The sequence below is a fragment of the Beijerinckia mobilis genome (assembly GCF_000745425.1).
In the GTDB taxonomy this organism is placed as follows: domain Bacteria; phylum Pseudomonadota; class Alphaproteobacteria; order Rhizobiales; family Beijerinckiaceae; genus Beijerinckia; species Beijerinckia mobilis.
The window spans coordinates 297,635-310,698 of sequence record NZ_JQJH01000001.1 but is presented as its reverse complement, the minus strand read 5'-3'; the positions used below and the strand labels follow the sequence as shown (position 1 = coordinate 310,698).

Genomic DNA, 13,064 nt, shown 5'->3' with positions numbered 1-13,064 from the left:
TCTTGATAGCCTGTATGGTCGCGACAATTTTTTTGATTGCCGCTCTGTTTTATGAGTTTCGACCCTACGTTCCTCCTCTGCCCGACGGTCCATGGCCAAATGCTCTCGCTATCGAAACCGGCATTGAGGCAATCCGGTCTGCTCCGGAAGGCGTGAAGACCTCTATTGCCGAGAGGATTTCCACAAAAGACCTCATGTTTCAGATCGGCCATCCGCTGGAATGTCTTCCCTTGGCGCAGAATCATTTGAGTGAATTGTTGCGCCGGATTTTGAATGTCCGTTTCGGACATGAAGAGGAAAATATCATCGTCAAGACCTGCGCTCTCGGTGAAGATGGCGACACGATGGCTTCGGTGTATCTGCCCTCTCAAGGCATCTTTGTGCTTGCCCGGGAAAGTATCCATTTTCATTGGCCGCAGATTTTAAGAATGACATTACCCTTGATTGTGGCCTTCGGGTCTCTCCTGGTCATGATCATTGTTATTTCGATTTGGTGTATCCACCGGATCAATCATCCTCTCACCGTGCTGGCCTCCCGCGCTGAGGCATTTGGTTATGATATTTCACCAGCTCCGCTTCCCGCAAAAGGTCCCGCGGAAATTCGAAATGTCGCCTGCACCTTTAATCGTATGCAGGCGCGAATTGCTTATGTCGTTGAGGAACGCAAACGAATCCTCATGGCGGTAGGGCATGATCTGCGGACCCCTTTGACCCGTCTTTCCTTGCGGGTTGAGATGGGCGGAAAAGAACTCGACCAGGCTGCTATGCGGCGTGATCTTATCCTGATGAATCGCATGTTGAATGGGGCCCTTGCCTTTCTCAAGGAAGAAGTGGAAGTGGCGTCAACGGAAGTCGTGGATATTAGATCTCTGGTGGAGAGTTTGTGTTCGGATTTCACCGACATGGGTAAAAATGTCGTGTTCTCCGGTAATGCCGAGCTTGTGTGTGTCTGCGATGCAGTGGCATTATCTCGCGCAATAAGTAATCTCATCGACAACGCCTGTAAATATGGAGAAAATGTTTCGGTCAATTTGTGGCGTCAGGATGATTACGCCATGATCGAGGTTACGGATGATGGGCCGGGTATTCCGGCCGCTTTCCGAGAAACCGCAATCCTTCCCTTCGCGCGCCTTGATCCGGCGCGGACCTCTCCGGGTGGTCTCGGATTAGGATTGGCTATCGTGCAAGCCATTGTTGATCGTCATTATGGGAAGCTGGTGTTTGCGGATGCCTCACCGCACGGCCTTATTGCCCATATCGCTATTCCTCTCAACAGGGACCGGCGGCTCGCGGCTATGATCTCCTCGTGAGTTTTAATCACAACCCTTTTCCCAGATTTCCATCAATCCGCAAAGAGAATGAAAATTATGCTTGGCCAAGAGACGCCACGAAAATGTGGCGCGACCAAATGGACCATAGTGCATACAGCTTGGTGCCCTACGAGCGCTATCATACTGCTCGCGTGCCTTGCCCTTGGCGATTTTTCCTTTCAGGCGGCGCGATCTGAAAGCGGTGCGGGCGGCCAGAAGATACCGGTGGCTATAGCAACTATCCGGACCGGGGATATGCCTGTCATTCTAAGTGAGCTCGGAACCGTCGTTCCGATTACAAACGTCACGGTACAAACGAAAATAGATGGCTATCTGACTCAAGTCCTCTTCACCGAGGGGCAAGAGGTAAAGGAAGGCGATCTGTTGGCATTGATTGATCCGCGTCCGTACGAAGCGTTGCTCAAACAATATACGGGGCAGCTTGTGGCTGATGAAGCGCAGCTTGCTCAAGCCAAAATGGACGACCTCCGCTATCAAAAGCTGTTGAAGCACGATAGTATTGATGCGCAGACTGCTCAAGACCAGCAGTATAAGGTCAAGCAGCTTGAGGGCACAGTTACTTCTGATCAAGGCTTGGTAGAAACCTACAAGCTTGATATCGAATATTGTCACATCAAGGCGCCGACGTCAGGCCGTGTGGGCATTCGTGCCGTGGACCGGGGTAATTATGTCACGGCAGGTCAGACGAATGGCCTTGTTTCTCTGACGCAGATGAAACCGATATCTGTGATTTTTACCGTCCCCCAGGATAAACTCGGGATGGTTCGTAAATCTCTTCAAGGTAAAGGAAAACTGTCGGTTGCGGCATGGGATAGTGCCAATGCCGAGAAGCTGGCGGAAGGATCCGTCAGCAGCCTTGACAGTGAAATTGATACATCAACGGGAACGGTTCGGCTCAGAGCCATTTTTCCCAATGACACTGAGGAGCTCTTTCCTAACCAGTTCGTGAACGCACAATTGCTGGTTGATATAGAGCATGCTGTGCTGCTCATGCCGCCGGCGGCATTGCAGACAGGTCCTAATGGAGCCTTCGTCTATGTCGTCCAGCAAGACGATACCGTTGCAGTTCGCAATATTACGACGGGGACGAGTGGCGGAGAAACGATTGTCGTCAAGACCGGTCTCAAGGCTGGTGAGCGAGTCGTCACGTCGGGTGTCGATCGCCTGCATGCCGGAAGCAAAGTGACGATTCCAGACGCTGCTGGGCGGGACGTGCAATGAACCTTTCGAGACTATTCATCGAGAGACCGGTGGCGACTACGCTGCTCATGGTCGCCATCATGCTCATGGGGTTCGTCGGCTATCATTTTCTGCCGATTTCCGCTTTGCCACAGGTTGATTATCCGACCATCGTCGTCCGCACCTTTTACCCTGGGGCTAGCGCCGAGGTGATGATGACTTCCGTCACCGCACCCTTGGAAGGTCAGATGGGGCAGATGGCGGGCCTGGAGCAGATGACTTCTAAGTCCTCAGCCGGTGCGTCCGTTATCACCCTGCGTTTTTCCCTATCGACCGTACTGGATGTTGCTGAGCAGGAAGTTCAGGCGGCGATCAATGCCGCCAATGCTCTATTGCCCTCCGCGCTTCCCGCGCCTCCCATCTATTCGAAGGTGAATCCGGCCGATACTCCGATCCTGGTTCTTGGGATCACTTCCGAAACAATGCCATTACAGGATATTCAGGATTACGTTGCGACGCGACTCGAACAGAAAATCAGCGAAATTTCAGGAGTCGGAGAAGTCTCTCTGTCTGGTGGCAACAAGAAGGCTTACCGTATCCATGTCAATGTACCGAAGGCGACAGCCTACGGCCTTGACATGGACACGTTGCGGACGACCATAGGCAATGTGAACGTCAATTCTCCGTCAGGCGATTTCAGCGGGCGTTACCAACGTCTGACGATTCATGTCAATAGCCAGATTTCGAGCATCGCGCAATTGATGAACCAGGTAGTTGCCTGGTCCGATACGAGCAAGGGCCCCGTCCGGCTGCGCGATATAGCGACGGTCATCGAGGGCGCCGAGGATACGCAGCTTGCCGGCTGGGCCAATGACACGCCCGGGATTCTGCTCAATATCCGTCGGCAGCCTTCTGCCAATATCATCAGCACGGTGGATGCCATCAAGGCTCGGCTTCCATTGCTTCAGGCCGATATGCCAGCCGGGCTCAAGATCACGCTGCTCACCGACAGGACTGTCACGATACGCGCCTCTGTGGAGGATGTCGAGTTCGAGCTCGTCCTTGCAATCGGGCTGGTTGTCGGCGTGATCTTCATCTTTCTCCATGATCCTTCAGCGACTCTCATTCCTGCGCTTTCCGTGCCCCTGTCGATCGTCGGTACTTTCGCGATCATGCATCTGATGGGCTTCTCCCTCGATAATCTGTCATTGATGTCGCTGACGATCGCGACGGGATTTGTCGTGGACGATGCGATTGTCATGATCGAAAATATTGCTCGTTATATCGAAGCAGGTCAGGACCGCTGGACAGCGGCTCTGACCGGAGCAGGTGAAATCGGGTTCACAATCATCTCGCTGACTGTTTCGCTCATAGCGGTGCTCATCCCGCTCCTGTTTATGGGGGATGTGATCGGGCGTTTGTTCTATGAGTTTGCGGTTTCTCTCTCGGTAACGATCATTCTTTCCGCCATTGTCTCGCTGACACTCGTTCCGATGATGTGCGCGCGGATGCTCAAGGACCAGTCCCATGCCAAGACCCGTCCGGCATGGTATGCCGCCATTGACGAAGTGATCCAAAAGACGATCCGGGCCTATGAGCGGGCTCTCGAAACTGTCCTGAGGCACCAGACGCTAACCCTTCTCCTCTTCGTTTGCAGCCTCGTCATCACCGGTATCCTCGTCGTGATCATTCCCAAAGGCCTGTTCCCGCAACAGGACACAGGTGTGCTCCAGGGTGTCTCGTTGATGGATGCATCAATTTCCTTCGACGTGATGAAGGATCTCCAGTCCCGTCTCGGCAAGGCGATTCTTGGTGATCATGATGTCGCGAGCCTATCATCCTATATCGGGGTTGACGGAGACAATACGACATTGAATCGCGGCCGGTTCGAGATCAATCTGCGCTCCCATGCTGACAGAAGTGACTCGCTGGCTACGATCATCGATCGTCTACGGCAAGAAACGGGAAATGTCCCCGGTACGAAGCTCTATCTTCAGCCAGTACAGGATCTCACGCTGGACACCAATGTTTCGGCGATGCAGTATCAATTTCTTGTGGAGGATTCAAACAGCGAGGAACTTGCCGAATGGGTTCCGAAGCTTGTCGCAATCCTAAAGAAATCTCCGGCCATTGCGGATGTCGCCTCGGATCTCGAGGCGGAAGGGCTGGCGCTCGATGTCACGCTCGAAAGAGGCACCGGCGCGCGTTTTTCCATCACACCACAGACTGTTGATAATCTTTTATACGATTCTTTCGGCCAAAGGCAGATTTCGACGATCTATACGCAATCCAACCAATATCGATTGATCATTGAGGCTGATCCTGCGCTGCAGAAACATCCGGCACCGCTCGATGAACTTTATATGGCGGGCACTGCGACGACAGGCGCGAGCACGACCGGGCCCACACGTGATCCGACTTCGGGTCTTGTTCCGTTCACGGCAGTGACCAGGATAAAACCGTCCTTTGCACCGCTGTTGATCACTCATGTCGCGCAATTCCCGGCGGCAACAATCTCTTTTGATGTCGCGGACGGATATATGCTCGGTGACGCAATCGATGCCATCAGGAAAGCTCAAGAAACACTCCATGCACCCGTCACGTTCCGGAGCTCGTTTCAAGGCACGACGGCGGTTTTCGAAAGCAGCATGACGAACGAAGCCTGGCTCATTCTGGCTGCGTTGGCCGCTGTCTATATCGTGCTCGGCATCCTTTATGAAAGCTTTATCCATCCCCTGACAATTCTTTCGACATTGCCGTCAGCGGCGATCGGGGCCTTGCTCGTGCTGTGGCTGACCGGATCTGGCCTAGACATTATGGGGATCATCGGGATCGTGCTCCTGATTGGCATCGTCAAGAAAAACGCGATCATGATGATCGATTTTGCTCTTGAAGCAGAACGTGTCGAGGGCCAGACACCGATGGCCTCAATTCTACAAGCGGCGACGTTGCGGTTCCGCCCTATTCTGATGACGACGCTGGCGGCAATGCTTGGAGCTGTTCCGATGGCGCTGGGGACCGGTGTCGGCGCGGAACTGCGTCGGCCACTTGGTTACGCCATCATTGGCGGTCTTGCGGTCAGTCAATTGCTCACTCTTTTCACAACGCCCGTGATTTATCTTTTCATGGAAAGACTACGGCAGCGGTGGTCAGCGTGGTGGGGAAGGAATTCGGGCATGGAAGCCGTGGCAGACCGGGACATCTGAAATGTCGGTGATTGACCTCTGCATCCGTCGACCGGTCGGCACCATCCTGGTGGTCGTCGGTATGGTTCTGGCTGGTGCTATCAGTTACCGGCTGCTTCCCGTGGCCGATCTCCCTAATGTGGATCTGCCGGTGATCCAGGTGACAGCTCAACAGGCTGGCGGAACGCCGGAGCAGATCGCGACCACGATCGCCGAGCCTCTCGAGCGTCATCTCGGCACGATCTCGGGCCTCAATGCGATGACGTCGCAATCGGTATCCGGGCAAGTCAATATCTCGCTGCAGTTTGATTCCTCGCGGGATATCGACAGCGCAGCACGTGATGTGCAGGCCGCCATACGCGCGGCTCGGGCGGATCTTCCAGCGACGCTGCGCCAGGATCCGACCTACCGGGAGGCTAATACGGCGGGTATGCCGATCATGGTGCTTGCGTTGACATCGGAGACACGAACCTCCGCGCAGCTTTATGATGTCGCCACGAATATATTGCAGCAACACCTTTCGCAAGTAACCGGCGTCGGCCAGGTAATGCTGGGAGGCAGCGCCTTGCCTGCCGTCCGTGTCGAGATGAACCCTTTGAAACTTTCCAAATATGGCATTGGATTCGAGGATGTCCGCGCGGCGCTGGCTTCGGCGAATGCCAATACACCGAAGGGCTTTATAAACCGGGGCGCACAACGGTTGATCCTACGCACCAATGATCAGATCCACAAGGCCAAGGATCTGCAGGATCTGATCATCGCCTATCGCAGCGGGCGCGCTGTGCGTCTGGAGGATGTCGCCATTGTGGAAGACGGGGTTGAGAATGTCGAGACCGGTGGCTTCTTCAACAAAGAGCCGGCCATCCTCGCCATCATCTTTCCGCGCGCTGGAGCGAATGTCGTCGAGACGATTGCCCAGATCCGTGCCCAGTTTCCGGTCCTTTTATCGGCGCTGCCTGGCGACGTAGTACTGCATATCAGTACGGACCGCTCCTATACGATCCAGGCCGCTCTTGCAGATACACAGCTGACACTTCTCATCTCTGTGGTTCTCGTTGTTGGTGTCGTTTTGTTTTTCCTGCGTTCAGTCCGTACGACAATTGTCCCGGCAATCGTGATTCCGGCTTCATTCGTCACCACTTTCGGTGTTATGAAGCTCATGAATTATTCGCTCGACAGCCTGTCTCTCATGGCTTTGACGATCGCGACGGGGTTCGTTGTCGATGATGCCATTGTCGTCATCGAGAATATTAGCCGTCATCTCGAAATGGGCAAGCCGAGGCGGGTGGCCGTTATCGATGGTGCGAATGAAGTCGCCTTCACCGTCCTTTCGGTATCAATCTCGCTTGTCGCGGTTTTCCTTCCGATTATGTTGCTCGGTGGCATCATCGGTGGACTTCTGCATGAATTTGCTGTCACCATATCCATCACTGTGCTCGTGTCGATGGGGCTATCCTTGACCCTGACGCCGATGATGTGTTCGTACGTCCTGCGCGATCATCGGACAGAATCCGGTACGCCGGCCACATGGACCGCACGTCTCGCGCGCTGGCTAGAACAGAGTTTTGCCCGTGTGGAGGAGATTTACGGGCGCCTGCTGCGTCGCGCATTGCACCATCGGCGGCTCGTATTCCTTTCCCTGCCGCTGACGATCGTTGCTATGGCGATCTTTTTCGTTCTCATGCCGAAAGGTCTGTTTCCCGAGAGCGATGCCGGCTCACTTATGGCTCATCTCATCGGCGATCAATCTATCTCCTTCGAAAGCATGAAGGAGAAACTGAAGCAGACCGAAGGATTTCTTCTTGAAAATCCGGATGTGGCCAATGTCGTCGGGTTCATCGGCGGTCGTGATTCCTCGAACGAGGCGACGATGTTCATCGATTTAAAGGACAAGAGCGAGCGTCAAAACACGATCGAGCAGACGATGGCGAGTTTACGCCAGCGCATGGCCACTCTCGTCGGAGCGCAATTCATCGCCATGGTTCCGAGTCTGTTGCCTTCTGGGCCGCGCAGCGGCAATGGTGCCTATCAATTTACATTGCAGGGAAATGATGCTGCGACTCTCTACAAATGGGTGCCGCGGCTAACAGCAGCGCTACAGGGTCATGCACAACTTTTCGACGTTTCTTCCGACGTGCAACAAGGTGGCCTCTCGACGGAAATCGCGATCAACAGGGATTCCGCAGCGCGGACTAATTTGACCGCGCAACTGATCTCGAATGCACTTTATGATGCCTTCGGCCAGCGTTCCGCTTCGGTCATTTACAATCCGCTCAATCAATACCGGGTGGTCATGAATGTCCAGCCGCAATATTGGAAAAATCCGGAGATCCTCACACAATCCTGGGTCAGCACATCAGGTGGTACTGCCAGCGGCAGCACTCAGAGCAATTCCATCCGTGTCTCCTCGTCAAGTGACGATACGACAACATCACAGAACAGCCAGTCTTTTACCAATCAGATCCGCAACAGTCTTGCTGGTGGCAACGGAGCCTCCAACGGATCGGCGGTTTCCTCGAGCGCGGAAACACTCGTGCCGCTTTCCGTCGTCGCTGACGTGTCGAGAGGAACGACAGCCGTTTCTGTTAACCATCAGGGAAAAACGCTGGCCGCCACAATCTCGTTCAATCTCGCCGAGGGCATATCGCTTTCGGACGTAAAGCAGATCTTCGAAGAGGAAATGGTGCGTCTGCAGATACCGTCCTCCATTCATGGCGGATTCGCGGGCACTGCGGCACAATTCGAAAGCTCTTCCAGCAATGTGCCTATCCTCATTCTTGCCGCGCTTGGTACAGTCTATGTGGTGCTCGGAATCCTTTATGAAAGCTACATCCACCCCATAACCATTCTGTCGACTCTGCCATCGGCGGGCGCCGGCGCGCTTCTGTTCCTTTATCTGTTTGGTGAACAGTTCGACCTGATCGCGCTGATTGGCCTGATCCTTCTGATCGGCATCGTGAAAAAGAATGCGATCATGCTCGTTGATTTCGCCATCAATGCGGAGCGCAACGACAAGCGATCGGCGGAAGATGCAATCTTTGAGGCCTGCCTTCTGCGTTTCCGTCCTATCCTTATGACGACGCTTGCAGCTGCTATGGGAGCCTTGCCGTTGATTCTCGGCGATGGCTATGGTGCCGAGCTTCGTCGGCCTCTTGGCATCGCCATTGTTGGAGGATTGGCGGTGTGCCAGGTGCTGACGCTCTTCACGACGCCCGTCGTGTATATTTATCTCGATTGGCTCGGTGAATGGGGACCAAGAATCTTCAGATCCACGATGAGGCGTTTCCGTCTCGCCTAATCGATTTGTCAGTGCCTGATGATTGGATAGATATTGGAATGTATGAGAGGTTCTCGCCGTCAGGCTACTATCGCACAGTCAGATTGATCTGTTGCCAGCTCAGCGCCCTGTTGCTTTCAGGCTGCCTGATGGCCGGCCCGGATTATATCCAACCGGCTGCGATCATGTCCCCGCGCTTCAAGGAGGCAAAGCCGGCACCGGGCTGGACTGTCGCCTCGCCAATGCTGGCTGGCTTCCCGAAAGGGGAATGGTGGAAGATTTTCAACGATCCAGTCCTCAATTCGCTGGAAGAACAAGTCGCCATCTCCAATCAGAACGTCAAGGAATATGAGGCCAAATATCGTAATGCGCGCGCGCTCGTCATGGCGGCGCAGGCAAATCTCTATCCGACCCTGACTGGCACGTTCAGCTTCGCCCGCAATGGCCAGGGTGGCTCGGCGACATCGACAAGCGGAACGACTTACAATGCTGGTTCAACCCGCAACACTTATGCGGCCGAAATGAGTGTCGATTGGGAGATTGATCTCTGGGGCAAGATCAGGCGGGGAATCGAAGAGCAGACGGCTGCGGCGCAGGCGAGCGCTGCAGATATCGAGAACGCCAAATTGTCTTATCAGTCACAGCTGGCGCAGGATTATTTCTCATTGCGTTATGAAGAATCGCTCAAAAAGCTACTTGAGCGTTATGCTACCCTTTATGAACAAGCGCTCAAGATCGTGCGAACAAGACATATCGGCGGCACGGCGAGTGGTAGCGATGAATGGCAGGCCCGTAATCAGCTTGAGGCGGCACGCGCAAGTGCCACAGCGACCGATGTCGCTCGGTCACAATATGAACACGCCATTGCTGTCCTGATTGGCAAGGCGCCAGCCGATCTCACGCTGGCGCGCGCTGGCATGCCTGCGACCATCCCCAATGTGCCCGTCACCATACCTGCAGTGCTTTTACAGAGGCGGCCCGATATTGCGTCCGCCGAGCGGACCATGGCGGAATATAATGCTGCAATCGGAGTGAATATAGCCGCTTTTTATCCGCAGGTTTCTCTCTCCGCAAGTTATGGATATAGCGGGAGTCCGTTGCAGACCTTGATCCGTCTCAGCAACCGGATTTGGTCGCTTGGCGCTTCGGCCTCCGAAACGCTTTTCGACGGCGGTGCGCGTACCGCTGCCGTTGAAGAAGCGCAGGCCAATTATGACGGCGCCGTTGCAACTTATCGGCAGACTGTCCTGAGCGCGCTGCAGGATACCGAGGATCAGCTTTCCGGTTTACGAATCTTGCGTGAACAGGGCCTCCAGCAGGATCGCGCTGTTTATGCCGCCATGAAGGCGGTTGATATCTCCATGAATGAATATCGCTATGGCACGGCGATATATACGACAGTCATCACGAGCCAGCAAACAGCCGTAAGCGCACAGGAATCCGTCCTTCAGATCAAGCAGAACCGTCTGCTGGCTACCGTGAAACTCATCGTTGATTTAGGCGGCGGCTGGGACAACAAGGAACTCCCCGACGCGACGGTCCTTCAACAAAACAGTCCCTTTGCGCTCCCTTCCATGGAAGGGCATACGTAACTTTGACCTGTTACTGGTTTGAGAGTGTGCGTTGCCAATTTTGTGGGGACTGGGAAAATCGGCCGTGAAGAATGGCCTTCACGCTCTGACGGATGAGTTGCGGCGACGGCACGGCGGAGGATCGCCGGCCGAAGTCGGAGCCCTGCGGCGACACGAATGGAGAGAGGTCGCCAGTCGAGGAGGGGGATCCGTTTCGTGGTGGTGGCCTTGACCAAGGACGGCGAGATCACCTCGTCATGCTGATGAATGTGACGGGAGTGCCTGGTGTCCAGCCCGTTCCCCTTGATCAGGCGGATGGCAGAGTGAACCGTACAATGCGACTGGGGCGTTGAACTCCGGCATCTGGCTTTCGACCATGGCGACCTGAAGCTGGCGCAGGATATTCTTGCTTTCCTGAAGGGCGAGCCCGAATTCCTCAATCGTTGCTCTTGAGAACGATCGTTTCAACTGGGCAAGCTCGTATTCGATCACCTTACCCCAGCCGATCATGGCTCGGCGACGCTGTCGCCCCAACATTTCTCCAGTCCCGATGAAACGTCTTGCGAGCAGCGCCCTTGCACGCTAATATGTAAATATATTTACCTATATAGGGCACTCTCATGGCGCTCGATTCAGAAACGCTTTCACAATTCCTCATGACGATCCGCCGTTTTGTCGACAAACGGCTCATCCCTGCCGAGGCTGAAGTCGCTGAGACCGATCGGATTCCCGCCGATATCGTCACCGAGATGCGTGACCTCGGCTTGTTCGGCCTAAGCGTACCCGAGGAATATGGCGGCCTTGGCCTGACGATGGAGGAGGAAGTGCTCGCGGTGTTCGAACTCGGGCGGGCGGCCCCCGCTTTCCGTTCGATGTTTGCCACCAATGTCGGCATCGGGATGCAGGGTATCGCCATTGACGGAACACCCGAGCAGAAGGCGAAATATCTGCCTCGTCTCGCCTCAGGTGAACTGATCGGCTCATTCGCGCTGACCGAGCCGGATGCCGGTTCCGATGCCGGCTCGGTCAGGACAATGGCGCGGCGTGATGGCGACACCTATGTGCTGAATGGTACGAAACGATTCATCACCAATGCCCCTCATGCCGGATTGTTCACGGTGATGGCACGCACCGATTCCGGCACGAAGGGCGCCGCCGGCGTTTCGGCATTCGTCGTCGAACGCGATACGCCAGGTGTTTCGACCGGCAAGCCGGAAAAGAAGATGGGCCAACAGGGCGCGCATGTCTGCGACGTGATTTTCGACGATTGCCGTCTACCTGCCACCGCGCTGATCGGTGGCATCGAAGGCCAGGGGTTCAAAACGGCAATGAAAGTGCTTGATAAGGGCCGTCTGCATATTGCTGCCGCCTGCGTCGGGCTCGCCGAGCGCATTCTCGATGACATGCTAGTCTATGCCGTCGGCCGCAAGCAGTTCGGCCGGCCTCTCGCCGATTTTCAATTGCTGCAGGCCATGTTTGCCGATTCCAAGGCGGATGCCTATGCGGCCCGTTGCATGACGCTTGATGCCGCGCGCAAGCGCGACGCTGGCCAGGATGTGAGCGTCGAGTCATCCTGCGCCAAAATGTTTGCGTCGGAATCCGTAGGCCGCATTGCCGACCGCAATGTGCAAGTCCATGGCGGTAACGGGTATATTCGCGAATATCGCGCTGAACAGCTCTACCGCGATGCGAGGCTGTTCCGCATTTATGAAGGCACGACCCAGATTCAGCAAATCATCATCGCCAAGTCATTGACTGCGGATGCAAGGGTACGGGCCGGATTTTAGTGACCTGGCAATGCGTTGGATTCATCCGCTGTCAAGCGCCGCCCTCTCCATGGGCCTCGGAATCGAGATTATTGAAATTGCGTAACATTTTATCGAGGTAATGAACCAGATGAATCTTGTCCTCGGTCGAAAAGCCTGACAATGCCTCACGGTAGTAATCCGCGATGACAGGACGCATATTGGCGTCCCAAAGACTGCGGCCCTTTATCGTCAGACGGATAAGCCGTGAGCGGTTGTCATTCGAGTCGACTGTGCGTTCTACATAATTCATCGTCTCGAGGCGCTGCAGGACACCAGCCAGATTTTGGCGTGTGACCAACAAAAACGCTGCGAGATCGTTGACGGCCACCCCTTTCTCGAAAGCCGGGCGCGTCAGGGCACCGAGGACCGCCCATTGCTGCGTGGTGATGCTATAATCTTCCAGCGCCCTCGTCCCGGTTTTATGCAACATATTGGCGCATTGGTAGAGCTTGAAGAAAAGTCGATTGCTCAATCCCCAGGACAAATCCCGAGCCTCGCCGGCGTCCTTCGCTACCATGACTTCACCTCCTTGAAGAGATCATCTTAGCATAGGATATGCCGAGGCAATCCCAGGCCAATTTACGTAAATATATTGACATATATACCCGGAAGCCTATTCTAGTCCCATGAGCTCGGCGGAAACTGTGATTCGAGCAACATGGATTACCACAAAGCCAAGAGCTGATCTGTCTTCCATCTAAGAATTATATGCG

The 13,064-nt window shown here is 54.8% G+C and carries 8 protein-coding genes; 6 read left to right on the top strand and 2 right to left on the bottom strand.

Features of this window, described 5'->3' with window-relative positions:
• The first annotated feature begins 14 nt into the window (after window positions 1–14).
• From DL88_RS01350 to DL88_RS01330, 5 genes are read left to right on the top strand one after another with little or no spacing between them, the layout of a single operon-like run.
• Window positions 15–1,310, top strand: a complete 1,296-nt coding sequence (locus tag DL88_RS01350; RefSeq protein WP_084704761.1) for an ATP-binding protein — start codon at window positions 15–17, stop codon at window positions 1,308–1,310.
• Between the two features lie 48 nt (window positions 1,311–1,358).
• Entirely contained in the window at window positions 1,359–2,552 is a 1,194-nt protein-coding gene (locus DL88_RS01345) for an efflux RND transporter periplasmic adaptor subunit (RefSeq protein ID WP_084704757.1), read from the top strand.
• Window positions 2,549–5,716, top strand: coding sequence for an efflux RND transporter permease subunit (locus DL88_RS01340; protein ID WP_034990836.1), 3,168 nt, complete (start codon window positions 2,549–2,551; stop codon window positions 5,714–5,716). The genes DL88_RS01345 and DL88_RS01340 overlap by 4 nt, the downstream gene beginning before the upstream one ends.
• A 1-nt stretch (window position 5,717) precedes the next feature.
• Window positions 5,718–8,993 (top strand): efflux RND transporter permease subunit, encoded by a 3,276-nt coding sequence (locus DL88_RS01335; protein ID WP_034990834.1) that lies wholly within the window; start codon window positions 5,718–5,720, stop codon window positions 8,991–8,993.
• Between the two features lie 38 nt (window positions 8,994–9,031).
• Window positions 9,032–10,564, top strand: coding sequence for an efflux transporter outer membrane subunit (locus DL88_RS01330; protein WP_051955452.1), 1,533 nt, complete (start codon window positions 9,032–9,034; stop codon window positions 10,562–10,564).
• 234 nt (window positions 10,565–10,798) lie between these two features.
• Here the strand turns inward: DL88_RS01330 and DL88_RS01325 are convergent, their stop codons facing one another.
• Window positions 10,799–11,053 carry a hypothetical protein gene (locus tag DL88_RS01325; protein WP_034990832.1) on the bottom strand — a complete coding sequence of 85 codons (255 nt, stop codon included), beginning with the start codon at window positions 11,051–11,053 and terminating at the stop codon, window positions 10,799–10,801.
• Between the two features lie 110 nt (window positions 11,054–11,163).
• On the opposite strand from DL88_RS01325, the gene DL88_RS01320 reads away from it, so the two are divergent.
• Window positions 11,164–12,330 carry an acyl-CoA dehydrogenase family protein gene (locus DL88_RS01320; protein WP_034990830.1) on the top strand — a complete coding sequence of 389 codons (1,167 nt, stop codon included), beginning with the start codon at window positions 11,164–11,166 and terminating at the stop codon, window positions 12,328–12,330.
• 31 nt (window positions 12,331–12,361) lie between these two features.
• Here DL88_RS01320 and DL88_RS01315 read toward each other — a convergent pair whose 3' ends face one another.
• The gene (locus tag DL88_RS01315) at window positions 12,362–12,868 is read right to left on the bottom strand and encodes a MarR family winged helix-turn-helix transcriptional regulator (RefSeq protein WP_034990828.1); all 507 of its coding nucleotides are present in this window, start codon (window positions 12,866–12,868) and stop codon (window positions 12,362–12,364) included.
• Window positions 12,869–13,064 lie beyond the last annotated feature (196 nt).

Coding starts and splice junctions, on each gene's coding strand:
- DL88_RS01350 (WP_084704761.1), top strand. CDS start 15: ATGGTCGCGACAATTTTTTTGATTGCCGCTCTGTTTTATGAGTTTCGA.
- DL88_RS01345 (WP_084704757.1), top strand. CDS start 1,359: ATGAAAATTATGCTTGGCCAAGAGACGCCACGAAAATGTGGCGCGACC.
- DL88_RS01340 (WP_034990836.1), top strand. CDS start 2,549: ATGAACCTTTCGAGACTATTCATCGAGAGACCGGTGGCGACTACGCTG.
- DL88_RS01335 (WP_034990834.1), top strand. CDS start 5,718: ATGTCGGTGATTGACCTCTGCATCCGTCGACCGGTCGGCACCATCCTG.
- DL88_RS01330 (WP_051955452.1), top strand. CDS start 9,032: ATGTATGAGAGGTTCTCGCCGTCAGGCTACTATCGCACAGTCAGATTG.
- DL88_RS01325 (WP_034990832.1), bottom strand. CDS start 11,053: ATGATCGGCTGGGGTAAGGTGATCGAATACGAGCTTGCCCAGTTGAAA.
- DL88_RS01320 (WP_034990830.1), top strand. CDS start 11,164: ATGGCGCTCGATTCAGAAACGCTTTCACAATTCCTCATGACGATCCGC.
- DL88_RS01315 (WP_034990828.1), bottom strand. CDS start 12,868: ATGGTAGCGAAGGACGCCGGCGAGGCTCGGGATTTGTCCTGGGGATTG.